General features: G+C 57.9%; 22 protein-coding genes. 8 read left to right on the plus strand and 14 right to left on the minus strand.

The window, feature by feature from the left end:
• Positions 1-21: 21 nt before the first annotated feature.
• The 7 genes from phnK to AC0L3L_RS01800 all read right to left on the minus strand — a co-directional run bounded on the left by phnK (position 22) and on the right by AC0L3L_RS01800 (position 6,588).
• Positions 22-819, minus strand: coding sequence for a phosphonate C-P lyase system protein PhnK (gene phnK, locus AC0L3L_RS01770; RefSeq protein ID WP_473636303.1), 798 nt, complete (start codon positions 817-819; stop codon positions 22-24).
• Positions 816-1,760: an alpha-D-ribose 1-methylphosphonate 5-phosphate C-P-lyase PhnJ gene (locus AC0L3L_RS01775; protein WP_473636304.1), complete on the minus strand. Its 945-nt coding sequence runs from the start codon at positions 1,758-1,760 to the stop codon at positions 816-818. The genes phnK and AC0L3L_RS01775 overlap by 4 nt, the downstream gene beginning before the upstream one ends.
• A complete protein-coding gene (locus AC0L3L_RS01780) occupies positions 1,757-2,863 on the minus strand; it encodes a carbon-phosphorus lyase complex subunit (protein ID WP_473636305.1) in 1,107 nt (368 codons plus the stop codon). Before AC0L3L_RS01780 ends, AC0L3L_RS01775 begins: the two co-directional genes overlap by 4 nt.
• Entirely contained in the window at positions 2,864-3,469 is a 606-nt protein-coding gene (gene phnH / locus AC0L3L_RS01785; protein ID WP_473636306.1) for a phosphonate C-P lyase system protein PhnH, read from the minus strand.
• On the minus strand, positions 3,466-3,927 hold the full coding sequence (gene phnG / locus AC0L3L_RS01790; protein ID WP_473636330.1) for a phosphonate C-P lyase system protein PhnG: 462 nt from the start codon (positions 3,925-3,927) through the stop codon (positions 3,466-3,468). The genes phnH and phnG overlap by 4 nt, the downstream gene beginning before the upstream one ends.
• 164 nt (positions 3,928-4,091) lie before the next feature.
• Positions 4,092-4,793, minus strand: coding sequence for a phosphonate metabolism transcriptional regulator PhnF (gene phnF, locus AC0L3L_RS01795; RefSeq protein WP_473636307.1), 702 nt, complete (start codon positions 4,791-4,793; stop codon positions 4,092-4,094).
• Positions 4,794-5,811: 1,018 nt separating this feature from the next.
• On the minus strand, positions 5,812-6,588 hold the full coding sequence (locus AC0L3L_RS01800) for a class I SAM-dependent DNA methyltransferase (protein WP_473636308.1): 777 nt from the start codon (positions 6,586-6,588) through the stop codon (positions 5,812-5,814).
• An 811-nt stretch (positions 6,589-7,399) separates the two neighbouring features.
• Here AC0L3L_RS01800 and AC0L3L_RS01805 point away from each other — a divergent pair.
• Entirely contained in the window at positions 7,400-7,621 is a 222-nt protein-coding gene (locus AC0L3L_RS01805; RefSeq protein WP_473636309.1) for a hypothetical protein, read from the plus strand.
• Here the strand turns inward: AC0L3L_RS01805 and AC0L3L_RS01810 are convergent.
• The 3 genes from AC0L3L_RS01810 to phnF (AC0L3L_RS01820) all read right to left on the minus strand — a co-directional run bounded on the left by AC0L3L_RS01810 (position 7,602) and on the right by phnF (AC0L3L_RS01820) (position 9,712).
• Positions 7,602-8,099 carry a site-specific integrase gene (locus AC0L3L_RS01810; RefSeq protein ID WP_473636310.1) on the minus strand — a complete coding sequence of 166 codons (498 nt, stop codon included), beginning with the start codon at positions 8,097-8,099 and terminating at the stop codon, positions 7,602-7,604. The two genes, AC0L3L_RS01805 and AC0L3L_RS01810, sit on opposite strands and share 20 nt — an antisense overlap.
• Positions 8,100-8,111: 12 nt before the next feature.
• Positions 8,112-8,402, minus strand: coding sequence for a hypothetical protein (locus AC0L3L_RS01815; protein ID WP_473636311.1), 291 nt, complete (start codon positions 8,400-8,402; stop codon positions 8,112-8,114).
• A 536-nt stretch (positions 8,403-8,938) separates the two neighbouring features.
• A complete protein-coding gene (gene phnF / locus AC0L3L_RS01820; RefSeq protein WP_473636312.1) occupies positions 8,939-9,712 on the minus strand; it encodes a phosphonate metabolism transcriptional regulator PhnF in 774 nt (257 codons plus the stop codon).
• A 107-nt stretch (positions 9,713-9,819) separates the two neighbouring features.
• On the opposite strand from phnF (AC0L3L_RS01820), the gene AC0L3L_RS01825 reads away from it, so the two are divergent.
• Genes AC0L3L_RS01825 through AC0L3L_RS01845 form a run of 5 tightly spaced genes read left to right on the plus strand, consistent with a single transcriptional unit; the run spans position 9,820 to position 15,790 of the window.
• Positions 9,820-11,379, plus strand: a complete 1,560-nt coding sequence (locus AC0L3L_RS01825; protein ID WP_473636313.1) for an ABC transporter substrate-binding protein — start codon at positions 9,820-9,822, stop codon at positions 11,377-11,379.
• Positions 11,380-11,386: 7 nt separating this feature from the next.
• Entirely contained in the window at positions 11,387-12,376 is a 990-nt protein-coding gene (locus tag AC0L3L_RS01830; protein WP_473636314.1) for an ABC transporter permease, read from the plus strand.
• On the plus strand, positions 12,373-13,944 hold the full coding sequence (locus AC0L3L_RS01835) for an ABC transporter ATP-binding protein (protein WP_473636315.1): 1,572 nt from the start codon (positions 12,373-12,375) through the stop codon (positions 13,942-13,944). The genes AC0L3L_RS01830 and AC0L3L_RS01835 overlap by 4 nt, the downstream gene beginning before the upstream one ends.
• Positions 13,932-14,714, plus strand: coding sequence for an ABC transporter permease (locus AC0L3L_RS01840; RefSeq protein ID WP_473636316.1), 783 nt, complete (start codon positions 13,932-13,934; stop codon positions 14,712-14,714). Before AC0L3L_RS01835 ends, AC0L3L_RS01840 begins: the two co-directional genes overlap by 13 nt.
• Positions 14,711-15,790: a sugar phosphate isomerase/epimerase family protein gene (locus AC0L3L_RS01845; RefSeq protein WP_473636317.1), complete on the plus strand. Its 1,080-nt coding sequence runs from the start codon at positions 14,711-14,713 to the stop codon at positions 15,788-15,790. The genes AC0L3L_RS01840 and AC0L3L_RS01845 overlap by 4 nt, the downstream gene beginning before the upstream one ends.
• A gap of 640 nt (positions 15,791-16,430) precedes the next feature.
• Here AC0L3L_RS01845 and AC0L3L_RS01850 read toward each other — a convergent pair.
• The 4 genes from AC0L3L_RS01850 to AC0L3L_RS01865 form a co-directional block, all read right to left on the minus strand.
• Entirely contained in the window at positions 16,431-17,267 is an 837-nt protein-coding gene (locus tag AC0L3L_RS01850) for a phosphocholine cytidylyltransferase family protein (RefSeq protein ID WP_473636318.1), read from the minus strand.
• Between the two features lie 23 nt (positions 17,268-17,290).
• Entirely contained in the window at positions 17,291-18,499 is a 1,209-nt protein-coding gene (locus AC0L3L_RS01855) for a pyridoxal phosphate-dependent aminotransferase (RefSeq protein ID WP_473636319.1), read from the minus strand.
• Between the two features lie 16 nt (positions 18,500-18,515).
• Positions 18,516-19,478 carry a phosphoenolpyruvate mutase gene (aepX, locus tag AC0L3L_RS01860; protein ID WP_473636320.1) on the minus strand — a complete coding sequence of 321 codons (963 nt, stop codon included), beginning with the start codon at positions 19,476-19,478 and terminating at the stop codon, positions 18,516-18,518.
• A 380-nt stretch (positions 19,479-19,858) separates the two neighbouring features.
• Positions 19,859-20,173, minus strand: a complete 315-nt coding sequence (locus AC0L3L_RS01865; RefSeq protein WP_473636321.1) for a hypothetical protein — start codon at positions 20,171-20,173, stop codon at positions 19,859-19,861.
• Positions 20,174-20,594: 421 nt separating this feature from the next.
• Here AC0L3L_RS01865 and msuE point away from each other — a divergent pair, with 421 nt between their 5' ends.
• Entirely contained in the window at positions 20,595-21,164 is a 570-nt protein-coding gene (msuE, locus tag AC0L3L_RS01870; RefSeq protein ID WP_473636322.1) for an FMN reductase, read from the plus strand.
• A gap of 24 nt (positions 21,165-21,188) precedes the next feature.
• Positions 21,189-22,289 (plus strand): dimethylsulfone monooxygenase SfnG, encoded by a 1,101-nt coding sequence (gene sfnG / locus AC0L3L_RS01875; RefSeq protein WP_473636323.1) that lies wholly within the window; start codon positions 21,189-21,191, stop codon positions 22,287-22,289.
• Positions 22,290-22,404 lie beyond the last annotated feature (115 nt).

The raw sequence follows: 22,404 nt of genomic DNA on the forward strand, positions 1-22,404 counted from the left end.
TGAAGTGTCATTTCCGAGCATTTAGAGCACCGATGATACGAGAAGTTGCGTGTAGGCGTGATGCGGATCATCCAGGACCTGATCCGCCAGACCGGTCTCCACAACGTTGCCCCGCCACATCACTATGATGCGGTCCGCCAACAGCCGGGCAACGGAAAGATCATGGGTCACGATCACCGCCGAGATACTGAAATCCAGGACCAACTGTCGCAACAGATCCAACAGCCGAGCTTGGACCGAGACATCGAGCCCGCCAGTCGGCTCATCCATGAAGACGAGGCGCGGCTTGGTGACGAGAATTCTGGCGATCTGCAGGCGTTGCTGCATGCCGCCGGAAAAGGTTCTCGGGTGATGATCCGTGCGCCGCAGATCAATCTCGACCCGGGCGAGCCACTTCTGAGCCTCTTGCCGTATGTGGCCATAGTGGCGGGCACCGGTGGCCATCGGCCGCTCGCCTATGTTGCCTCCTGCGCTGACTTCCATTCTGAGGCCATCGCGCGGGTTCTGGTGCACAAGTCCCCAGTCGGTACGCATCAGCTTGCGGCGCTCCGGCTCTGAAAATGTCAGAATATCCGTTGGCCCCTTGTCATGGAGGTCGTAAACCACGGACCCGGTATCCGGCATCAACCGACCCGAAAGGCAGTTGAGCAAGGTCGACTTGCCGGATCCGGATTCGCCAACAATGGCGATGATCTCCCCTGGGAAGAGGTTGAAGGAAATGTTCTGGCAGCCGATCGTCTTTCCATAGCCCTTCGTAAGATTTTGCACGGAGAGCAGTGATTGCCGGCGCTGGGGTTGGACCTGAATTGCCGTTCTCATCGTTGCGATCCCTTTTTGATTTTAGAAGTCGGGAACGATTCAAATGGAGCCTTGCCTTGACCCTCCGGTCCAACGTGACCATGGTCTCGACGGGTTGCGCAGTAGTCGGTGTCGGAGCAAACGAACATTCGATGCCCGCTGTTATTCACGACAATCTCGTCGAGGTAACTGTCGGTCGCTCCACAAAGCGCGCAGCATTGCCTCCATTTTTGAACTCGGAACGGATGGTCTTCGAAGTCAAGATTGTGCACTTGCGTGTAAGGCGGGACCGCATAGATTCGCTTCTCGCGACCAGCACCGTAAAGCTGGATCGCCGGATTGTTCGCTATCTTCGGGTTGTCGAATTTGGGAATAGGCGACGGTGACATCAGATATCGCCCGTTGGTCATGACCGGGTAGCTGTGAGCCGTGGCAATATGGCCGAAGCGCGCAATGTCTTCGTAGAGCTTGACGCTCATCAAGCCGTATTCTGCATAGGCATGCATTTTCCGCGTCTCAGATTCCCGCGGTTCCAGACTGTGCAACGGTTCTGGCGAGGGAACCTGGTAGACGATGACTTGACCCTCTCTGAGAGGCGTTTCGGGCACGCGATGCCGTGTCTGAATGATTGTGGCCGCAGCGGTTTGTTCGGTCGTCTCGATTCCAGCCACGCTCTTGAAAAATCGGCGGATCGAGACCGCGTTCGTGGCGTCATCGGCACCTTGGTCAATCACCTTGAGCGTGTCGTTGGGGCCGATGACACTGGCTGTCACTTGTATGCCACCAGTACCCCATCCGTAGGCTAGCGGCATCTCGCGACTGCCAAATGGAACCTGCAGGCCGGGAACGGCCATCGCCTTCAAGATGCACCGACGGATCATCCGTTTGGACTGCTCGTCGAGATAGGCAAAGTTGTACGTCTGGCGGCTACGCTTGGCCGCATCTTCACGAACGCCCGTCATTCCGCCGCCTCCTTGGTTGAACGGCTGCCGACTTGCGCCTCGCGCAGCTGTCGAATGAACTGCAGGTCACCCTGAAAATCGACGTAGTGAGGCAAGGTCAAATGTGAGACGAACCCGGCTGCCTCGAGATTGTCGGTATGAGAAAGGACAAATTCCTCGTCCTGTGCGGGGTATTTCACATCCTCGCCATATTCGCGCGACCGCAACGACCGATCGACGATCGCCATTCCCATCGCCTTGCGCTCACTCTTTCCAAAGGAGAGACCATATCCCCGCGTGAAGCGTGCTGGCTCGTCGTCCGAGCCCGCAAACAAGTCCAACATCTGGCATTCCGTGACGGTGATGTCTCCTATCGAAACGGGAAAGCCCAGTTCCTCGGGAATGAGCTCGATCGCGACGTCTCCGACTCGGGTTTCGCCGACATAGGGATGGGCTGCGCCATAGCCACGCAGGGCGGAATAGGCCAATCCCACGACAAATCCTTCATCGCCACGTGCAAGGTTCTGCAAACGCTGATCGCGACCGGCCGGTAGCGCCAGAGGCTCTCGCGTTAGATCGAACACCGAGGCTTCATCTGGCGCAGGCACTTCGGCTTCGATCAGGCCTTCATCCGAGATGCTGTCGAAAGCACGCGGACAATTGGCGTCAAGCGGGGTCTCACCAAGTTCCGCTTTCAACTCCTCGACTTCAGCGTTGTCGACGAGGTCGAAATCAAGCAGTCGATGCGTGTATTCGTAGGTCGAACCGAGGACCTGGCCTCCCGGAACGTCCTTGAAGGTGGCAGAGATCCGTCGCTGGACGGCCATCCGATCCGTATTGATCGCTTTCGACACCGCAAAGCGCGGCAGGGTCGTGCGGAAAGCCCGGAGGAGGAAGATCGCCTCGACTGCGTCGCCCTGAGCCTGCTTCAATGCGAGCGCTGCAAGCTCTCTGTCGTAGACCGAGCCCTCGCACATCACCCGATCGACAGCGAGACCGAGTTGCTCGGCAATCTGAGTAACCGCTAGTTCGGGGACTTTAGTATCGCCGCGCCTATCCTCTGCGATCAAGCGGTGCGAGTTGAGAATAGCCTGCTCGCCGCCTTTAACAGCCACATATGCCATTTAGATCTCCACCGATATGCTGCGAGGAAGAGCAATGATTGCGTTTCCGGAGGTAAAGAGGACATCCACCCCGATTGGATAAAGCTCCTGATTGAGCTGCCACTCTCCCCAGAACCACGACGGAAGCCCCTCGATGGCAACTGAGGCCTCGTGCTGGATCCCAGGCCCACGCCACCGAACCGGTGAACCGGCAGTAAAGGAGGGGACCTGGACAATAATGGTTGGCGAAGTCTGCGGCTCCAACTCGGTTCCGAGGTGTAACTCTGCCAGGCGTGGCATCGTCATCGGATCCGTCACGATGGCAAATGCCGCTTCTTCCGCGCCAATCACGAACGGTGTAGCGCAGTGAAACCGAAGGTAATTGCGGACCTCGTCGCTGTTGGATCGGTAATCGAGCCAGATCGGTGTTTCGAAGTCTGCCAATGTGAGGCAAGCGGAGACGGTCGCCGGTGCGAGCGGTCCAACTGCCGTAGTTTCAGAGCCGAGCGTTTGCGGACGGCCCACATATGCATAGGCATCCAAGATACGGCGGAATGTGTCTTGGCTATCGAAGACGGGATGCGTGAATCCGGGCTCGATCCCGGAAGTGTCCATAATGCTGCTCATTCCGGACTCGTGCCTCGCGCCATTGCAAAAAAATCGACCTTTGTGGAAGCCGCCTTGCGGCTCTTCAGCTCACGGCGGCTCGCTTGTATTGCTTCGAATCGAGCGACCAATTCACGACTCTCGGCCGCGACTTCATCCGCCCTTTGAAGAAGCGCATCGAAGACTGCCGCCAGTTCCGCCTGGCGTTGGTCGCGTCCGAGCACGAAGGCGAACCCCGTCGTGCCGTCGGCTAGCCTCAGCGCACATCGGGTCATCGTGGCCTCACCGAGGTTAAAGGGGCTGCCAGTACCGCCTGCCCGTCCACGCAACAGGACGAGGCCGGTCTCGGGCCGACGCAGCCATTCATATTGTGGCGCGGTGGGCAGATCGCTCCATGCGCGCTCAAGGTCTTCGCACATGGTTCGCGCCAGAACCGCCATCCATCGCTGTCTTTTTTCCATTTCATCGCGCACTTGCATTCGCCGCCCGATTGAGGCCGGCATTGGGCCAATGTTCCTAGATATCTAGGTATCTCATTAGCTCTGCTTTGTAACGCATTGATGACAAGGGCTTGATTCAACAAAAGGGTTCGTCAGATTACAGCGGGACGGCCGCCGACCAGCCTCCAGTCGGCAATCCGGATTTAGTACTCCCCCTCTATGAGGTATTCATATCTGTCGGCTCGGATAACGCTGAAGGCATATTTGATCGGCCATCCATCCGGAGTCACATCGACATTGGTTTCGAGAAGCACTGGGCTGGACGAAGATATTCGCAACAGAAGGGCTTCCTGTTGGGTAGGCCTTCGGGCCGTTATCCGCGTCCATTTCCGCTTATATTGCGGGATGCCACAGCGCTTCAGGGCCGCAGTCGGAGAGTTCTGCCCCTCGAACGCCGTGGCAAGATCAGGAACTCGCTCCACTGGAAAATATGCCGTTCCGGTCGCCAGGGGCCAATCGTTGATGAATGAAGTCGTCCTGACGGCAGTGGCGAGCGCGGGAGGCGCGATCTTCAAATGCGTGGCAATGTCCGGTTCGACAGAGATCTCGTTGATCGATAATATCTCGCGCTTGACGGCCTTGTTATGGCCAAGGAGTTTGAACGTAAATCTCGGATCATTGTCCAAGGTGTGCGAAATGAAGTCGTCAGCAACGAACGTACCTACACCGTGCTGGACCCGCAGAGCACCTTCAGACTCCAAAACCTTGATGGCGTTGCGCACGGTGTGACGATTGACGCCAAACCGTTCCGCCAAAACAAAATCCCCGGGCAGACGGCCGTTCTCGAAGGCTCCTGCATGAATATCACTGAGTATTCCGGACCGAACAACTTCCCACAGTTTCATTAGGCACCCTCTTCTACTTACAATATGAGGCACAGCATTTCCCGAACATGGGCCGACCCTATTTATCTGAAAGCGGCTGATCTGGAAATGTCTCATGAGGTAGCCCGGAGATGGACGCAGGAGTCGAAGCAACGCGCGTTGTCGGGCCACACCCATCCACCGGAAGAGGGTACAGACAGAAGTGTCTTCCGGGTCGACAAGGGCGCGCCCGATGCAGGCCATGTCCTGACCCGCGTATTGAAGTCTGCATCGACGCTGTGAGGACGGAAGCCCGACCCGGCATGGGGATCCTCGGCACAGCAGACCGGTGCCCCTGTCCGCGAAGCAAAGACCAGAGCGGGAGACGCGCCCGATGATTCTCAAGAAAGTCCGAGCTCACGCCGTCGATCATCATCAGCAGGAGTTTACGACGCTTCTGCGGCGCGTCAATCAATCAAGATGAGAACGCCGCTGGGCGGGAACCTGAGGAGGGTGTAGTCCGACCGGAGTTTCCGTCCAGCGGCGGCGACCCGTTCGGAAGAATCATTTGTGCCCGGCCGCCACGTCTTTCCGAAATCGGTGGGTTCTCATGAACCCCGGCGGATCCAGGTGACGAAACCGATGAAGACCCGGGCAAAAATGTCGTGGTTCAGAATGGTCTCGTCACCTTGGGCTCAGCCCACCGAAAGCGGGATGTTGGTGCAGCCGCGACCACCGGCGACCGAATATTAGCTAGGCTCAGCAAAACGAGCCGCCTCACGTAGTTGAGCCCCGGAACCCGGAGCCGAAATTTATAAGGATGTCAACATATCCTAATCTTGACATAGCCAACCCCATATGAGGGTCTTCACCGCCGGCCAGAAGCGCCGCGCTGATGGCCATATCAAGGCCGAACACCAGATGGACCGCAACTACCTCGCCGGCGAGCAAGGCGACGCCGAGGTATGAATATTCATCGCCTCGATTCGCTTCATGCTACGTCGAAGCAAGGCTCCGCCGCGCCCATGACCGGGGTTCGCGTGAGGCTCTAAGGGCGCTCTCATCGTGCTTTGCGGAACACCGACATGTATCGCGAAGATTTATTGTCAAACGGGCGCCTCTGCCAGTCTCCGTGGCGCTCAAGAAGCTCAAGTCCGCTGATCCTTGCGAGCAAGTCGAGTTCGCTTGGATAGACATATCGCATCTTAAGCGGCATTGTCCGGCTTCCTTTCTGTGTAATCCAAAAGTCCAGAGAAATAAAATGCTGCTGATTGCGGTCATGTCTTGCGAAGCGCACTATCGCACGCTGTTCATCGAGATGTATGAGTGTCGTTCTTTGGTCACGATATATGTCATTCTCGGAAAAGTCTTTCGTATATGGATAATTCAAATCGACGACAAAACAACCTTTTGGCTTTAGAGTCTTTGCAATTGACTTCAAACAACTTATCTGTTGCTCGACAGTTAGCATAAGCGAGAAGGTGTCACCAACGCAGTACACGAGATCATATTGAGTGCCCAGGTCGAACTCTGCCATATCGCCAACGTGTGCTATGACAGACTGTCCACCTTTCTTCGCGCGAAGCGAGGCAAGCATCCTTTCCGAGTTATCGAGACCGTGAACCGAAACTCCTGTTTCCGAGAGGGGCAGGGCGAAGTGGCCGTTTCCGACGCCCAATTCGAGTGCGGATCCGTTCTTTGCGAAAGACGCGAGAAAACTGATTGCTCGCTCGACCTCGATCGATTTGTTGAGAGCTTCCCCATATTCATCGTATATATCACTCCATATTTCGCCATATGCGGTATAGGCATCCTTTTCTTTCCCAGGATCGTTCACGACGCTTTCCTCGCTTGCTGACCGACCAATACGAGACGACCTTATTCGATTTGGCTATGAGGTTGCATCTTTTGGTCCTATGCTGCTTCAGATCCTGCTACTGTGCGCTCGCGAAGGCAGGCCCTTTTTGCTATGATCTACAGGACCAAGAGTCGTGCCAATTTGCTGGTCCAGCCGAGAGAAAAATTTTGCGATTGTTTTCAGTTATTTCGCCACAGGCAACTCAACAGATAACCTAGACACACCAGTGTCGAAAACCGGACAAACCCATCAAAGGGTATAGGATGGCGTACTTGGCATCGCGTGACGTTGACCTCGCCGGAGAGGCACAATTGGTGTCTTTTCTATAATTGGCTGGACGGGGAGTAGCTGGGAGCTGATATACCCGCTCTGCTCTGGTATACCAACATGCAACGGAGCCGTTGGCATTCGGGCATCGATCTTGATCAGTCTCCGCAATCGGTCTGCTTCGTCTCGCCGATCATCCCTTTTCCGCTTCCATCTCAAAAGCCGCCATGCCCTTGCACGCGCTGTCTTCCTCCACCAGTTCGGTGAACTGCGCAACAGCATCGCCGAAACCATGGCCGATGGGGCGGTGGTCTCAACCTCGTCGGAGGCCGTATCACTGCCGGTTGCCTATGGCAGAACGGGGTGGATGGTCCGGTGGTCAACCCATTGGGGAGCATGAGGATTTGTGGTGCGGGCCGGAACGGAGTATGTTGCCGCCATTGAATGTCGTCGAGGGAACTGGCGAGCTGCTGCACGAGTTTCATGGCGTCCGTGGCGGCAGGACAACGCCTTCGGCTACGATATGATGGACGATCTGGAGACTGCGGCGGAGTTTCTGCAGGAAATAGCCGAAACGAAATCCCTCGCAGCGCTGGACGATCCTGATCGTGCGGAGGAACTGCGCGCCTCGCTGGATAGACGAAGGAGCGCGCAAGCTGGTTGGGAGAGCACTTCGAACGCCGGAAAGCGAATGAGCGTTTGCGGCAAGGCGAACATCTCAAACCTTATGCATCAGCAGATGTGACAGGCCTGACACTTCGATCTTTCGAAAGCAGGTCGGTCGCCATGAGTGCGGCATCATCACCACGATTGTGCCGGACTCCCGAAAGCAGTGCCCGCGCGGTCGGATCCGTGACCTGATCGAATTTCTGGCGCAAGGTCGCGGCCGTGGTTTCGGCGGAATGGCGGGTGGTTTCGATGTTCTCGTGGCCGAGAAAGCGCAGCACATCGGTGAGTCCATGCCGCACCACAATAGTTTCGTCGCCATTGTGTGGCGCAGCCGGGGCGGACAGACCCGCTTGGTGATCCCAGGCCTTCCTTGCAATCTGGCGGACGATCTGGCCGATGCGCTGGCGGCTGTAGATATAATGCGTGGGGCCGGCACCACGTTCACGGCTCGGGACTGGCGCGGCGGGTGCCGATATGAAGCCGGAGCATCTGCGCCAGTTCCCACCGGATCGGGATTTCGCGGCGTTTCGATCCCTTGCCGCGCACGACGACAATCACGCACTCCGTCAGGCTGATATCCTCGACACGCAGGCGGTGAACTCGGAAACCCGCATCCCGATTTCGAGCAGGGTCAGGAGCAACAGACCTGTCGTTCCGCCGGCGTCATAAGCATGGTCGATGAAGGTCAGTTCCTCCTCGACCCTCAGCCGCTTGATTGATGTCCGCCGTTCCGGCGGCGCTGACAGTCCGGCCTGCGCGCGGGCGCGTTTGATGACCGCCTTGCTTTGCTGGGAGTCGATCCCTTCTCGGATCAGGATTGTTGCGATGGCGTTTGCGGCCCGCATGATCGAGGTCATGTCGGTTTACCGGACGATTTTCGGATTGCTAACTGATGGCCTTTATGAGTGTTTCCGGCAAGGCCGAAGAGGAGAAACGGGCGTCATGGCGCAATCAGTTTTCCCTGCGCGCGTGGGGGCACGAACGTCGCCAGGCGGCGCAGTATGGCGCGGGCCCGGGTCGCGGTGGGCCGCAAAACTCGCCGTCATCACGCATCACATGTGGGTTGATGCGACAGAATTCCGCTACGTGATCCGGATCGTTCCCGTGGGACGATGGGCAAGGCGATCTCGCTAGCAGGCACGATCCCTGGGGCAAACTCCCTCAAGGTCGTTCAACAGATTGAGACCCCTCGCTCTACTAACCCCATCAAGCGGCGGCCCTGCGCCGACCGCGAAGAGAAGCTAGTGACCCACGGAGCGACATCGTCCGGAAAGAAAGCAGGAGAAGCTTGACCTTAAACCCCAATCAGAGAAGCCTGCTAGTAGGCGCACGATGCCTATCCGCGATAAAGTTTCACGGCCTCTTGGCCCTCTGCACGTCAGACGTATCAGTCCTAGTTCCGTGTTTTTTTTCTTGGTGGCACGCCATCGAAAACGAACTGAATTCGGTCGGCGGCGTAGCAGGTCACATGACACCATACTGGCCTGCCCTCTTCATCCACTTCGAAGGCTTTCTTCTCGACGACCGGTCGAGATAGGGATTGATCGAGAAGTTTGGCTTCCTCTTCCGTAGGCATCCGTGCGATAACCTTGGCAGTGCCGGACCACAAGGACGCAAATCCAAATTTAGCCATGGCGGTTTCGACATCCGCCTCTGGACCCAGTGCCTCCACAAAGCCAGAGAACCTGGATAATTCCAGGAAATTTGTGCTGAACGCCACTGGTCGACCGTTACTTTCCGCAACCAGCTGAACGACCAATACAGTTGTTCCGAGAGCAAGTTGCAGAGAGGAACATACCCAGGCGTCAGCAGGTCTGTTTTCAGCATTAATCAGCTTTCGGCTCGGCAGCTGGTTGTTGGCTCGGACGTTTTGAGGAAAGGTAATGCGCGAAGCGAGGCGGTATTCGAGCACATCGGTTTCAATGAACGCTCCGCGACCGTGCTCGATCCTGATGAGCCCTTTGTTCTGAAGGGTCGCAAGCGCTTTTCGCGAGGTCATCCGACTGACACCAAAGCGTTCGGCCACTTTTGTATCCGCGGGCAAACGCCCTTCCACGTCGAACTCTCCTTCAAGGATTTCGCGGTGCAACGTCTCCACAATCGTTTTCCAACGGGGTGGTGTCGACGAGCCGGATGGCGATGAGCTCATAAATTTTCCCTCTGTCATGCGTCTGTAACAAGCACTCGTATATACCAGTTGTTAAGCGGCCCGAAAATGAAGGCATCCTATCGCTGGTCGCGCACGCAAAGTCTCCTCAAATGACGGATTTGGCAATGAACCATCCCATTTCCCGCCGCACGTTTAACCTTTCCCTGACCGCCTCCGCACTTGCGGCGATAACACGCCCTAATCTTAGTCTGGCACAAGGAAACAGTGCGCCCAGTAAGGGTGGTCGACTCAGAGTCATGTTGCAAGAAACCGCATCCTCTTCTCTCCTCGATCCCACTAAGATTGCATCGTGGAGCGTCTACTTTGCCTACGCCCTCGTCGGAGAAACACTGGTGGGCGTCGACAGCCGCCTCAACTCGGTGCCGATGCTTGCCGAGAGTTGGGAGCCGGTGAAGAACAAGGTCGATGGCTGGGTCTTCAAGCTGCGCCGCGGCGTAGAGTTCCACAACGGCAAGGGTCTGAGGGCGAACGACGTCATCTTTAGTCTGAACCGTCTTCGCGATCCGGCCGAGCAGTCGCCATTGCGCACGCTTCTCGAACACATCACCGAAATCGTCGAGGAAGATCCTCATACTATACGGTTCGCGCTCTCGCGCCCCGACGCAGACTTCCCCCTGTTGCTGGCTCAGGATCGATTCTTCATCTTCCCTGACGGCTTCTCGAGCTTCGACAAGCCCATTGGTACCGGTCCTTTTGTGGCGGATGGCTTGAACCCGGCCGCCGTCAATGTCTATCGCCGCAATCAAAACTACTGGCAAAACGGCAAGCCTTATCTGGACGAGGTGGCGTTTCAGGGAAATCAAGACCCGGTTGCACGGGTTTCAGCCCTTCTCGCCGGCGACGTGGATGCAGTGCAGACGATCAGCTTCACGCTCGCGAAGCGCATCGGGGCAACACCAGGCTTTCAGGTCGTGTCTTCCCCGAGCGGTGTGCACAACGTCGTTGCCATGCTGACTGACACGCCCCCCTTCGATCGGCCCGAGGTTCGCGACGCGATGAAATACCTGTTCGACCGCGAGCAAATGCGCAACCGCTTGTGCTCCGGTCACGCGCAGATCGGCAATGACCATCCGATCCCGCCCTTCAGTGCCTTCTATCACACCGAGCTGCCGGTCCGCTCCTACGACCCGGATCGCGCAAAGTCGATCCTGCAGAAAGCTGGACTGAGTTTCCCGACGCAGGTGCTGCATGCTTCTGACGCCGTCACGCCCGGCGTTGCGGTCGATCTCGCACAGATTTACGCCGACGGCGCGCGCAAGACGGGCATTTCGCTCGAACCGAAGCGCGATCCGGTTACCGGTTATTGGGACAATGTCTGGCTAAAGCAGCCGCTGATGGTCAGTGGATGGGGCACCCGCTTCACTCCTGACCAAATGCTGCGCGTCGCCTACCGCTCGGGCGCGAAGTGGAACGAAACGCACTGGAGCCGGCCGAAGGTCGACACAATGATGGACGAAGCGGTTGCCACGACCGATGCCGACCGGCGTCGTGAACTGTACTGGGCAGTCCAGGAAGCGATCCATGACGACGGTGGTGCCGGCATTCCGCTGTTCTTCGATCAGCTTGATGCCGTCTCGAGCAAGGTGAAGGGTATTTCGCCGTCACCGCTCGGCTCGTTGACCGGCCCGGCGATGGCCGACCTCTGGCTCGATCAGAGTGCCTGATCAGCTCATGTCCGATCATTCCCTGACCTATGAGCAGCACGAGCGGAGGTCGCCGCTGGCGACTGTCCGCTCGTTTGCTTGTGAACTTGCGATCAGGCTCGCCATTCTCCTGGCAGCCGTCGCCCTCATTTTCTTCGGCACGGCACTCATTCCGGGCGACTTCGTAACGGAGTTGCTCGGCCAGAACTACACGCCGGAACTTGGCGCCCAGCTGCGACAAAGCCTTGGCCTCGATCACCCCCTGTGGGAACGCTTCGTTATCTGGCTGGTGCACTTCTGCCAGGGAGATTTCGGACAGTCGTTTACCAGCCACACACCGGTCTGGGACGTAGTTCAGCCGCGGCTTGCCAACACGCTCATGCTCGCGGGCGCCGCACTTTGCTGGTTCCCTCTTTCCTTGGCGGCCGGCTTGGCTGCGTTCATGGCTCCAGAGCGAATGAGGCGCTTCTTCCAACTCCTCATGCAGATCGTGCTCTGCGCACCGGAGTTTCTCATCGCGTATATTTTCATCTGCGTTTTTGCGGTCCAGCTCCATTTGTTGCCGGCCGTTTCGCGATTGGCACCGGATCAGTCGCTGACAGAGCACATCCGCGTGCTCCTCCTGCCGAGCGCGTGTCTCGGGATCGGCATGATTGCCTATGTCGGTCGCATGCTGCTGTCGCTGCTACTCATGGAGGAAAAGAGGGATTACTTCGAGTTCGCTCGCCTGCGCGGGTTCAGCCGTAGCTGGATTGCGCTCCATTATGCGATCCCGTCGATTCTTCCTTCAATCCTCAATCTCTTACTCATTTACTGCGCCTACCTGCTCACCGGCGTGCTGGTGATTGAAGTCGTCTTCGGGATTTCGGGCATCGGCGAGCTGGCTGTGTCTTCGGTTGTGTGGCGCGATATTCCGGTCCTGCAGTTCTGCGCAGTGTTCGTCACCGCCATCTATGTGGCGATCTATTCGCTGTCGGATTTGATTGCCAGCCGGATCAGCAAGCGAGGCGCCCTATGAAGCCGGCCGAAAGAAACGTCGGAGATGCGTCGACAAATGTTCTTGAGGTGAAGGACCTGACAGCCGTCATTTCCAACTCCGCTACCGGGGCACGGCGCATCGACGGATTGTCCATGGCTCTGCAGCCCGGCACGTTGTCGACTTTGATTGGTCCTTCCGGCGTCGGCAAGACGAGCCTTGGTCTCGCCCTGATGGGATGGATGAGACCGAATGTTCGCATCTTGGGCGGCGAGGTTTTGCTGGATTCCCAGTCACTGCTGCAGATGCAACACCGGCAGAAGCAGGCCCTTTGGGGGCGCAAGATCCTCTACGTTCCACAGTCATCCGCAACAGCGCTGGTGGCCTCACGCAATGTCGTCAGCCAGATCTCCGTGTTCGCAGGCGACAGCGCCGACGAGCGGAGCGAACGTCGCAAGCTTATCCAGGCGGCATTTGATCGGCTTGACGTTCCGGGATTTCAGGAAGATCGCTATCCGCACCAATATAGCGGCGGGCAATTGCAGCGCATTTTGATGTCGATGGTGTTCTGCGCCACCCCTCGACTGATCATCCTCGATGAGCCGACAACCGCATTGCACCCGGATCTCAAGGCGGGCGTTATGCAGGACATAAAGGCTCGCATTGAGGAGATCGGTGCGGCAGCGCTTGTTATTTCGCACGAGCTGCCATTCTTCGCCGAGAGCTCGGATCAGACCATTAACCTGAGTGGCTTCGTTGTGCCGGGCGGAAAGCCGACACCGGCGCGCCCAGCAGCGCTGCCGACCGCAGGCTCTCTCCCCTCACCGAAACCCGCGCCGCAGTCAATGGAGCTACCGCGATTGCGTGTCGCGGGTCTCTACGTCAACGCGCCGAGCGGCCGGCCGTTGGTTCAAAATGTGGCTTTTCAGGTACGGGCGGGGGCCTGCCTCGGCATTGTTGGACCCTCCGGCGCCGGAAAGACGACAATCCTGCGCAGCTTGCTCGGGCAGCACGGGGATGCCAAAGGGACCATCGATGTCGATAGGGAGCGAATGCCGCTACACTACGCCGATCGAACCGTCCAGCAGAAGCGCCGGCTCGAATATGTACCCCAGTCGGTGAAGCTGCACCTGAATCCCTTTCTCAGCGCTGAATATCTCATTCGCAGACGGTTGCGTCAGGCTGGGCGCGATCACTCCACCGACGCCGTCGCGGACATACTCAGCCAAGTCCTCCTGCCGGCGGACTATCGTCACAAGCGAAGCGCGGAGTTGTCAGGTGGGGAATGTCAACGGCTTGGCGTTGCGTTGGCGCTGGCCAGCAGTCCGGCTCTTCTGTTGCTCGATGAAGTCACGGCGTCACTGGATCCGGCAAATGGGCGGATCGTTGCAGATATTCTCGACAGGCACAGGGCCAGCGGCAACATCGCCATGCTGCTCGTTTCGCATCAGCCGGAGATCGTTGCGCGCCTTGCCAGCGAGATTCTCGAACTTCGCGACGGTCAGGTCGTATTCCCCGTCACAGACAGCCACCAACCTTCGGAATCTCTTCAAGATGTGGCCAAGGATTTCTTTCATTGCGAGGGCGAACCACGACAATGCGCGCTCTGATATTCATTGGCTTTATCCTGTCCTTCATAGTCGCGCCGCACTTCGTCGGGACATCGGCTGATAGTTTCTCAGGAGGAGAACTGTTCGAAAGCCCGTCTGCGACACACCTGTTGGGTACCGACTATCTGGGCCGCGACATGCTGTCCGAGATCGTACGTGCGGGCAGCGTCACGTTGTTTATCTGCGCCGCGGCGACCTTGCTTTCGGTGGCATGCGGTCTGACCTGCGCGGTGTTGTCTAGCGCAATGCCCCCCTTTGCGGGCACGATCCTCGCCCGTAGCATGGACGCCCTGAACTCCATACCAAGTCTCATCAACGCTTTCGTGCTCATAGCTGCTTTCGGATCGGCAACGATAAGCCTGGTCCTGGTCGTCACTGTGGTCGAGTTCACACGCGCCTATCGCTCTCTCAAGGCACCGGTGGTCCAAGTCTTCGCGGAGCCCTTCGTTGAACTCTCCCAAATGAGAGGCGAGGGCTTTGTGTATACGCTCGCGCGAGACATCTGGCCGAACATTCGCCCCTACGCGGCAGTCGAACTCGTAAACCGTTTCGTTGCCTGCTTGATGTTTTTGAGCGCGCTCAGTCTGCTCGGTATTGGCGTTCAACCACCGAGCACTGATTGGGGATCGCTGATCAAGCTCAATGCGGCCGGGCTGTTGCTTAATTCGATAGCGCCTATCCTTCCCGGAATCTTCATCCTTGCCGCCTCACTGCTCGCACTTTTTGCAGCCTCCGATTCATCCCGCAAACCGGACTTCTCGAAATCATGACCAAACTATTCCTGCATTCCTATGGCCTTCGATACCAATATCTCCACAAGCCAGGCTTCAATGTGTTCTCGCTTGTCGATCTTGCCGCCGACCTCGGATTCGACGGCCTGAACGTCTCGTGCTTTGGGCCCGACTATCTCGAAATCTCTGGGATCGATCCGATGCACCTTCGAAAGCTTCGCACGTATCTCGAAAAACGCAGAGTGCTCATCGACATCGAGACCGCCGGCACCGAACCGACGCATATCGAACAGGTGCTCAGTATTGGGCGCGAAGTCGGCGCGGGCTACTTGCGGACCTACACCAAGGGAACTCCTGACCGGCGGCTTCGTGTCGAAGAAGCCAAAGCCAACCTCTCCGAAGCGTCGCTTTTGGCGGAGCGTGCCGGAATTCCGTTGCTTCTTGAAAACCATGAGGATCTCGCGGCCAGCGAAGTTGCTGAAATTCTCTCCCACGTCGACAGCCCATGGGTACAGGGTCTTTTCGACTATGTGAATTCGATGCTGTTCTACGAGGATCCAATGATATCTCTGGAACTGATGCGCCCTTGGGTACGCTCGGCGCATCTGAAAGACTGCGTAATTCTTGCCCCTGGCCAAGGTGGTCTGCTCGGCGTTCCGATCGGCGCCGGCAGCGCTCCAGTGGCCGAGATTACCTCTGCGCTACTGAACTGCGGTATCGACCGCATTTGCTTCGAAAATACCTGGGCCTATCAAGCCGCGATGAGGGATCGACGAGGCAACGCCGTGATTGGGCAAGGTTTTTTTGAGCATCCCGCTTGGCCACTCCGTGAACCGACCGAATACATTCACATCGATGCTCTCCTTGAAAGCAGCCCGCAGAAAGTCGTTGAACTCGAGTATTGGGCACTCGAACAGTCACTCCAATGGCTTGCAGAACAAATTACTCAATTCAGCCGGGTTCAGATAAAGAATATAGCAGCCGTGGACCGGACTAGCTATTTCAATTTTGCCGCCACCGACAGCCCGCCGGCAGAGGTTCTCACCGCGGCGTTCGATGAAGCCGGCGTGACAACCCTTCTTCCCACTGGCGCCGATCTGACAAAAATCGCGTAACAAATCGAGAGCGATAGCCAATGAACCTGCAACTTATCAATGCGCTCGCCGTCCACGAAGATCGCATTGTGAAGGCAGCCTGGAATCCAAGACGGTTTGGTGTCGTTCATCGGTGACCGGCTAGCGGTCAAAAGCGATGTGTTCGCCTTTGAGGGCGACATCCTTTACCTTGTCTGACATATCTGCGTACCGACAATGTCGAACATCGCGGCCGGGGTGAAGTGTCCTTCGTCCACTGCTGCCGTGCAACTGCTCGACAGCGGTAATCACCGTTGCGCCATATTGACGAACCTGCCAAGCACCACGTCGGCATAGGCGCATATTCGTTCTTCGCATTGGGAATCCATATGCCGATCGGACCACAATCGCGCAGCAACACATAGCGAACAAGAGCTCGGATTTGTCCAAACTGATCTCTGTTGCTTTCGTGAACCAGCAACCGACTCTATGCAAGCAGCGGCTTTTGCGAACTATGTCATCCAATCAATGGAGCAACTCCTCAAAGGCGTCCGAAGTACCGCAACCCCGGCCGGCGAACGTGGCAAGAAACCAGGTTTAGAGCACAGCTGCGACACCGAGCTCGAACCAAGCCCCCACGACCGCGAACAAGGAGGCGAGCGCCGTGATGGCATTCGCGTAATCACGCAGGTAGCCGATCATCTCCTTGCTCCTGCCGCGAGTTTGGCTGAGGATGCACCGGGAGTGCAGGTGCCGGCGGCAACGCGAAAATCTCCTCCGCTAACCGGAGATCGGCCTCACTATCGATCTCGAACCAGCGGGTATCGCTGCAGTCAGCCGCCGAAAGCTGCAGCTCGCGGCTTTCCACCAGAAGCGACAGAATTTGTTCAACATAGGCGATGTGGTACCCGCTCTCGACGGCGCGATGGAGAGCCGGCACTAGCCGATCGTGCAGTGCCGCCGCAGAGAAACGGGTCAGGTTGATCGTCTTGAAGAGACTCCTTGCCTGCGCCTTGGCCGGCGTCTGGTTCATCACGAACGTGGACACAGAGTGATCTGCGGCCAATTCGACCGCCGACCCGCTCATTGCTTCAGTGAATACGGCTACCGCCGCCACGTTCCTTTTCGTCGCCGAGACAGTCCGAAGCGTCCGTTCCAGCACCTCGCGCTCAAAGAACACGTCGCCTTCGAGGAAGACAGTGTCGCCGGCAAGCATGGTGTTCCGCGCCAGCCAGAGCGAATAGGCGCTGCCGGTCCGGTCAAATATCGGATTGTGGACATACTCGATTTCCACCTCCTCGAACCGCCGGCCGCACGACTGCTCGATCGATTCCTTGTGGTAGCCTACGACAATGGTCGCTTCGCAAATCCCGAGCTCGGAGAGCTGATGCAGCGCGTTGTGCAGTATAGGGGTGCCGTTTACCTCCACCAGAGGCTTCGGAACGGAATCCGTATACGGGCGCAGTCTCGATCCCGTGCCTGCGGCGAGGATGACGGCAGTCCGAGTACGGTTGCTCATATCAAATGTCCTTCTGATGAGGCTCAGGCAGCCACTTGTCTGGTCTTGAGGCTGTTCAACGTTTCGACGACCTTCTGCAGTCCCTGCTCCAACTGGCCTGGGGGCGCCCCGAATGACAGTCGCAGACCATTCGGATCACCGAATGTGCCACCGGCGACGGAGCCCACGCCGGTTTCATCGAGAAGCAACCGGGCAACGTCGTCTGTGGTCCGCACGGGCCCCCCCTGCGGCAGCGAAGCGATCAACGTGCTCAAGTCGAGATAGAAGAAAAACGAACCCTCGGCGCGCGGTGCATCGACATCGCGCAGGCCGGACAGGATGTGCAGCCCCACGGTACGAGCATCAGTCAATCGGCGGTGCATCTCCCGTTCGAAACGGCCATCACCAACCTTTAGGTGATGCAGAATGGCATGTTGCGCAATCACATTGGGATTTGAGGTCGTATGGCTCTGCAATTTCTTGGCTGCGGAAACGATCTCGGGAGGCGCCGCAAAATAGCCCAGGCGCCATCCGGTGATCGCCAGCTCCTTAGAGAAGGCATTGACCAGGATTGTCCGCGACCGAACCCTCGGATGGGCCATGACAATGGACTCATGGCGTCCGCCGGTGAAGACAAAGCTGGAATAGCATTCGTCGGAAACGATCCAGAGCTGGTCGTTGATTGCGAGGTCGCCAATGGCCTGAAGCGTCGTTCGATCGTAGACAGCGCCTGTGGGATTGTTAGGCGAGTTGATGATGATGGCTTTCGTGCGCGGTGTGACGGCGGCACGGATTGCGCCAATGTCAGGAACATAGGTTGGCGGCCGGACATCAACGAATACGGGCTTTGCGCCGGCAAGAAGAACTTGGGACGGGAATGTCGGCCAGCACGGGCGAAAGATGATGACCTCGTCGCCTGGGTCGAGCACAGCCAGAGCAGCATCGAGCAATCCTTGTTTTGCGCCCGCGGTGATGACGATGTCGTCGATGTTCCAGCCAACGCCTGTTTCGATCGTCAGTTTTTTCGCGACGGCTTCCCGGAGCGGTGCCAGACCGATTGAATCCGTATAGCGGTTCGTGCCGGCATTGATTGCGGCGATCGCTCCATTGCGAACTGACGTGGGCGGCTCGATGATCACCTCGCCGGCCGCCAGATCGATGATCTGACGGCCGGCCGCGGCAGCAACCTTGGCTGCCTCGCGGGCGGCGGCAGTGCCCGGACCTGAAAGCAAGGACATCCGCTGCGCAAGCATGTGCGCCTCTCCTGAGCTAATTGTCGAATTTTTGAACTTGGTCCGAGTCGCTCGGACGTTGCCCAGCTGTCCGCTTCGGCAGATACTGTTCTTCCGCCTGAGCCAGTTCGTCGTAGCCGATCAGGCTGAACAGCTCGTCGAGGCCGGCAACCTGATCCTCGATCCCGGCAATGCTTTCTTCCGACCAGATGCGGCCGCAGATATCGCCCATGCCGGCAATCGCCGCCCGCATCGAATGGTTAGCCCAGATGACCGTCGAAATGCCGGCATCACGAAAAACCCAAGCCGGCGTTTTGTAGTATTTGGTGGGGACGATGATGATCGGCAGCTTGTTGTTCCATTCCTTGGCGAAGGTCAGGATCTCGTCTGCGACGGCCTTGCCGGAGTGTATGAGGATTGCGTCGGGGCCGGCTTCTGCATAAGCCTCGGCCCGAACCAGCGCCTCATCGAGACCGTGACCCGCGATCAGCGCCTCGATCCGCGCGACGACGACGAAATCCGGTCCCGTCGTGTCTTTCACTGCTTTGAGCCGGCCGCAGAATTCGTCGATGTCAGCAAGCGGATGCCGATCCCCGACAAAGGAGTTCAACTTCGGAAAGCCCTTGTCTTCAAGGCACATGCCGCTGGCCCCGCGTTGCTCAAGCTTCCGCGCGACCAAGCGAGCATTGTTGAAATTTCCGAAGCCGCTGTCACCATCGACAAGAACAGGGATGTCCGTCGCATCGACTATGCGCTCGACGACGTCGACGACTTGGGTCCAACTCGCTTCGTTGGCGTCGCGATAGCCGAGCGCCGAGGCTATGGAAAGACCAGAGGCCCAGAGCCCGCGAAAGCCGACACGCTCGGCAATCGCTGCCGAAAGCCCATCATGCGCTTCCATCAAAAATGTGAGGTCGTTGGAAAAAATGAGCTCGCGAAGGGTCGTCGATGACGCCGTCGCCGGCAAGACTTCCGCCCCGAACGAAATCGCCTTGCTCATTGTATGACCTCCTCCATAACTCAGGTCCAATGAACTCGGTGAACGGGACGATTACTCATCGTCGCCCTGACCTCGCTATCGAAAAGTCCTTTGGCCTACATATGCGCAATGGTCCTGAGATCCGCTGGAAGCGGCTCTGTGCCGGAGCGCATGTTACAGCTCAAGCAGCAAGAGCCATGCCAGCTAAAAGGCATTGTTATTGCAACAGGTTGGCTTTGCGCGGCTGGTTCCGTTTGTTAGCGACGAAACCATTCTGTCGGGATTGCGACAGTGGACAAGCTATATCACGGTGCGAGGTTGGCAGGTCGCCCCGTAATTATGAGTCCTTGGCCACGCTAAAGCACGTCCTGATTTAATCCGGTTCATATCTTGCGGCTTTGCTATGTCCCTTGCACCCTTGATTGCCCCCAGAGATCTACGCGCCGCGCTCGGATTTTCATCTGCTGGGTATCGTCGCGCAACGCTGAAGTTGGCGCGCAGCAGGCACAGCAGCTCATTGACACAATCGCTTTGCTAGAAACCTCGAGGCGCAGGACTTCTTCGACGAGTTGGCGCTGTGCGGATGGAAATAACTGTCGGCCGAACAGGCCAATCATGAGTCGTGTGATCTCGCGCTCTTTGATCTTTTCGCCAGCCAGTGTGCCGATATTCCTTCCGTCGCGTAGGACCGTCACCCTGTCGGCAAGCGTCAGCACTTCCTTTCCACTCTTGTGTGAAATTTACACGATGCCCACGCCATCGTTTTCTTCAGGCGCGCGATGTTACGAAAAGCGCCTCGGCCTCTTGGTTCGTTAGTGCCCCGTCGGTTCGTCAAAACTAACGAGGGAGCAGTTAAACGCTGTAGCTCTTGCCATCTCGACCGTCTGCTGGCGTGCAAGCGACAGTTTCCCCCGATAGCACGCGGATCGAGATGGTAGCCACAATCTTCGAAGCACGCGCCCAGCATCGCGGTAGAGCGATGCCTAACCGTCGACCCCCTTTTCAAACAGGCCCGATTTTCCCATCGACGTGAAAACATCGGAACATAATTCCTTATTGCTATAGATTTTATAGGATATCGTTTGACTTAGTTTGGTGCTGGCCCAGCGCGCATGCAAAGTGTGGGAGATTGATGACTTGGCACGGCTATCGGTTCTCGGAATATCGGGCGGCGTAAGCACGCCTTCCCGCACCACCGCGGTGGTCAATGCGCTGGTCAAGGCGGTCGCGTTGCGTGTGCCTGCAGACACCGGTCTGATCGAGATCACGGAGGCAGCACCCTCGCTTTTCGCCGGGCTATCCCGGGGCGCACTGGGCGCATCCGGAGAAGCGATCATCCAGCGCGTCGAGAAGGCCGATTTGCTCGTGGTCGGAACGCCGGTTTATAGGGCTTCCTACACCGGCGCTCTCAAGCACCTGTTCGACCTGGTCGACTATCGCGCCTTGACGGGCAAGACCGTGCTTCTCGCGGCGACCGGCGGGAGCCCATACCATGGCTTGGTGCTCGAACATCAGCTCCGGCCATTGTTCGGCTTTTTCGGTGCCGTCACCGTCCCGACCGGCGTCTACGGCGCGCCAGAGGATTTCATCGATGCCGAAATCGTCGGCACCGCGATCACCGAGCGCATTTCACGCGCTGCTACTGAAGCGGTTTCCTTGCTCAATTCCAGTCATGCAGACGCTGCCGTCGCCACCCGCGTCGGCTGAGCCAATCAAAGGGGAAACGACGACATGGCCTCGCATTCCGACAGCCTCAAATTCGCCTACTGGGTCCCGAATGTCTCCGGCGGACTGGTCATCTCCAATATCGAGCAGCGGACAGGCTGGGATATCGATTACAACCGCAAGCTTGCCCAAATCGCCGAGGCCAACGGCTTCGATTACGCGCTGAGCCAGATCCGCTTCACGGCCGGCTATGGGGCCGACAACCAGCACGAATCCGTCTCGTTCAGCCACGCCTTGCTCGCCGCCACCACAACGCTGAAGGTCATCGCAGCGATCCTGCCCGGCCCGTGGAACCCTGCGCTGGCGGCCAAGCAGATCGCTACCATCAACCACCTGACCAATGGCCGCGTCTCCGTCAATGTGGTGAGCGGCTGGTTCCGTGGCGAGTTCGCCGCGATTGGCGAACTCTGGCTCGACCATGACGAGCGCTATCGCCGGTCAGAAGAATTTATCCGAGCGCTGCGTGGCATCTGGACGGAGGACAGTTTCACGCTGAAGGGGGATTTCTACCGCTTCACCAACTATTCGATGAAGCCCAAGCCGATCGAGCCCTTGCCCGAGATCTTCCAGGGCGGTTCGTCGCGAGCCGCTCGCGACATGGCGTCTCGTGTCTCCGATTGGTATTTTACCAATGGCAACACGCCGGAAGAGATCAAGAAACAGGTCGACGACATCCGCGCCAAGGCGAAAGCCAATGACCACAATGTGAACATCGGCGTCAATGCCTTCGCCATCGCTCGCGAGACCGAGGCAGAGGCGCGCGCAGTGCTCGACGAGATCATCGCCAAGGCCAATCCCGAGGCAGTCCAGGGTTTTGCCGATCAGGTCAAGAATGCCGGCAAGGCCTCGCCGGAAGGCGAAGGCAATTGGGCGAAATCCTCCCTCGAGGACTTGGTGCAATACAATGACGGCTTCCGCAGCAATCTCATCGGCACGCCGGAACAGATCGCTGAACGCATCCTCAAGCTCAAGGACGCCGGCGCCGACCTGATCCTGCTCGGCTTCCTACATTTCCAGGAAGAGGTCGAGTTCTTCGGCAAGCGCGTCATTCCGCTGGTGCGCGAACTGGAAGCGGCTCGCGACAGGGAGCTTGTCGCCGCGGAATAGGTCAGGCGCGGCCCTTGGGCCGCTGCCAGCTCTCCTTCAAATCAGGGACGTTTCATGATTGGTGCTTCGCTGGGAGCCGCCGCATACGAGCGCGCGCCCGAAATTTCCGCCATCC

The sequence above is a fragment of the Mesorhizobium sp. WSM4849 genome, assembly GCF_055811385.1.

Bases quoted from the DNA above. Each gene is read 5' to 3' on its own strand.
- phnK (WP_473636303.1), bottom strand. From the start codon at position 819: ATGAGAACGGCAATTCAGGTCCAACCCCAGCGCCGGCAATCACTGCTC.
- AC0L3L_RS01775 (WP_473636304.1), bottom strand. From the start codon at position 1,760: ATGACGGGCGTTCGTGAAGATGCGGCCAAGCGTAGCCGCCAGACGTAC.
- AC0L3L_RS01780 (WP_473636305.1), bottom strand. From the start codon at position 2,863: ATGGCATATGTGGCTGTTAAAGGCGGCGAGCAGGCTATTCTCAACTCG.
- phnH (WP_473636306.1), bottom strand. From the start codon at position 3,469: ATGAGCAGCATTATGGACACTTCCGGGATCGAGCCCGGATTCACGCAT.
- phnG (WP_473636330.1), bottom strand. From the start codon at position 3,927: ATGCAAGTGCGCGATGAAATGGAAAAAAGACAGCGATGGATGGCGGTT.
- phnF (WP_473636307.1), bottom strand. From the start codon at position 4,793: ATGAAACTGTGGGAAGTTGTTCGGTCCGGAATACTCAGTGATATTCAT.
- AC0L3L_RS01805 (WP_473636309.1), top strand. From the start codon at position 7,400: ATGATGGACGATCTGGAGACTGCGGCGGAGTTTCTGCAGGAAATAGCC.
- AC0L3L_RS01815 (WP_473636311.1), bottom strand. From the start codon at position 8,402: ATGACCTCGATCATGCGGGCCGCAAACGCCATCGCAACAATCCTGATC.
- phnF (WP_473636312.1), bottom strand. From the start codon at position 9,712: ATGACAGAGGGAAAATTTATGAGCTCATCGCCATCCGGCTCGTCGACA.
- AC0L3L_RS01825 (WP_473636313.1), top strand. From the start codon at position 9,820: ATGAACCATCCCATTTCCCGCCGCACGTTTAACCTTTCCCTGACCGCC.
- AC0L3L_RS01830 (WP_473636314.1), top strand. From the start codon at position 11,387: ATGTCCGATCATTCCCTGACCTATGAGCAGCACGAGCGGAGGTCGCCG.
- AC0L3L_RS01835 (WP_473636315.1), top strand. From the start codon at position 12,373: ATGAAGCCGGCCGAAAGAAACGTCGGAGATGCGTCGACAAATGTTCTT.
- AC0L3L_RS01840 (WP_473636316.1), top strand. From the start codon at position 13,932: ATGCGCGCTCTGATATTCATTGGCTTTATCCTGTCCTTCATAGTCGCG.
- AC0L3L_RS01845 (WP_473636317.1), top strand. From the start codon at position 14,711: ATGACCAAACTATTCCTGCATTCCTATGGCCTTCGATACCAATATCTC.
- AC0L3L_RS01850 (WP_473636318.1), bottom strand. From the start codon at position 17,267: ATGAGCAACCGTACTCGGACTGCCGTCATCCTCGCCGCAGGCACGGGA.
- AC0L3L_RS01855 (WP_473636319.1), bottom strand. From the start codon at position 18,499: ATGCTTGCGCAGCGGATGTCCTTGCTTTCAGGTCCGGGCACTGCCGCC.
- aepX (WP_473636320.1), bottom strand. From the start codon at position 19,478: ATGAGCAAGGCGATTTCGTTCGGGGCGGAAGTCTTGCCGGCGACGGCG.
- sfnG (WP_473636323.1), top strand. From the start codon at position 21,189: ATGGCCTCGCATTCCGACAGCCTCAAATTCGCCTACTGGGTCCCGAAT.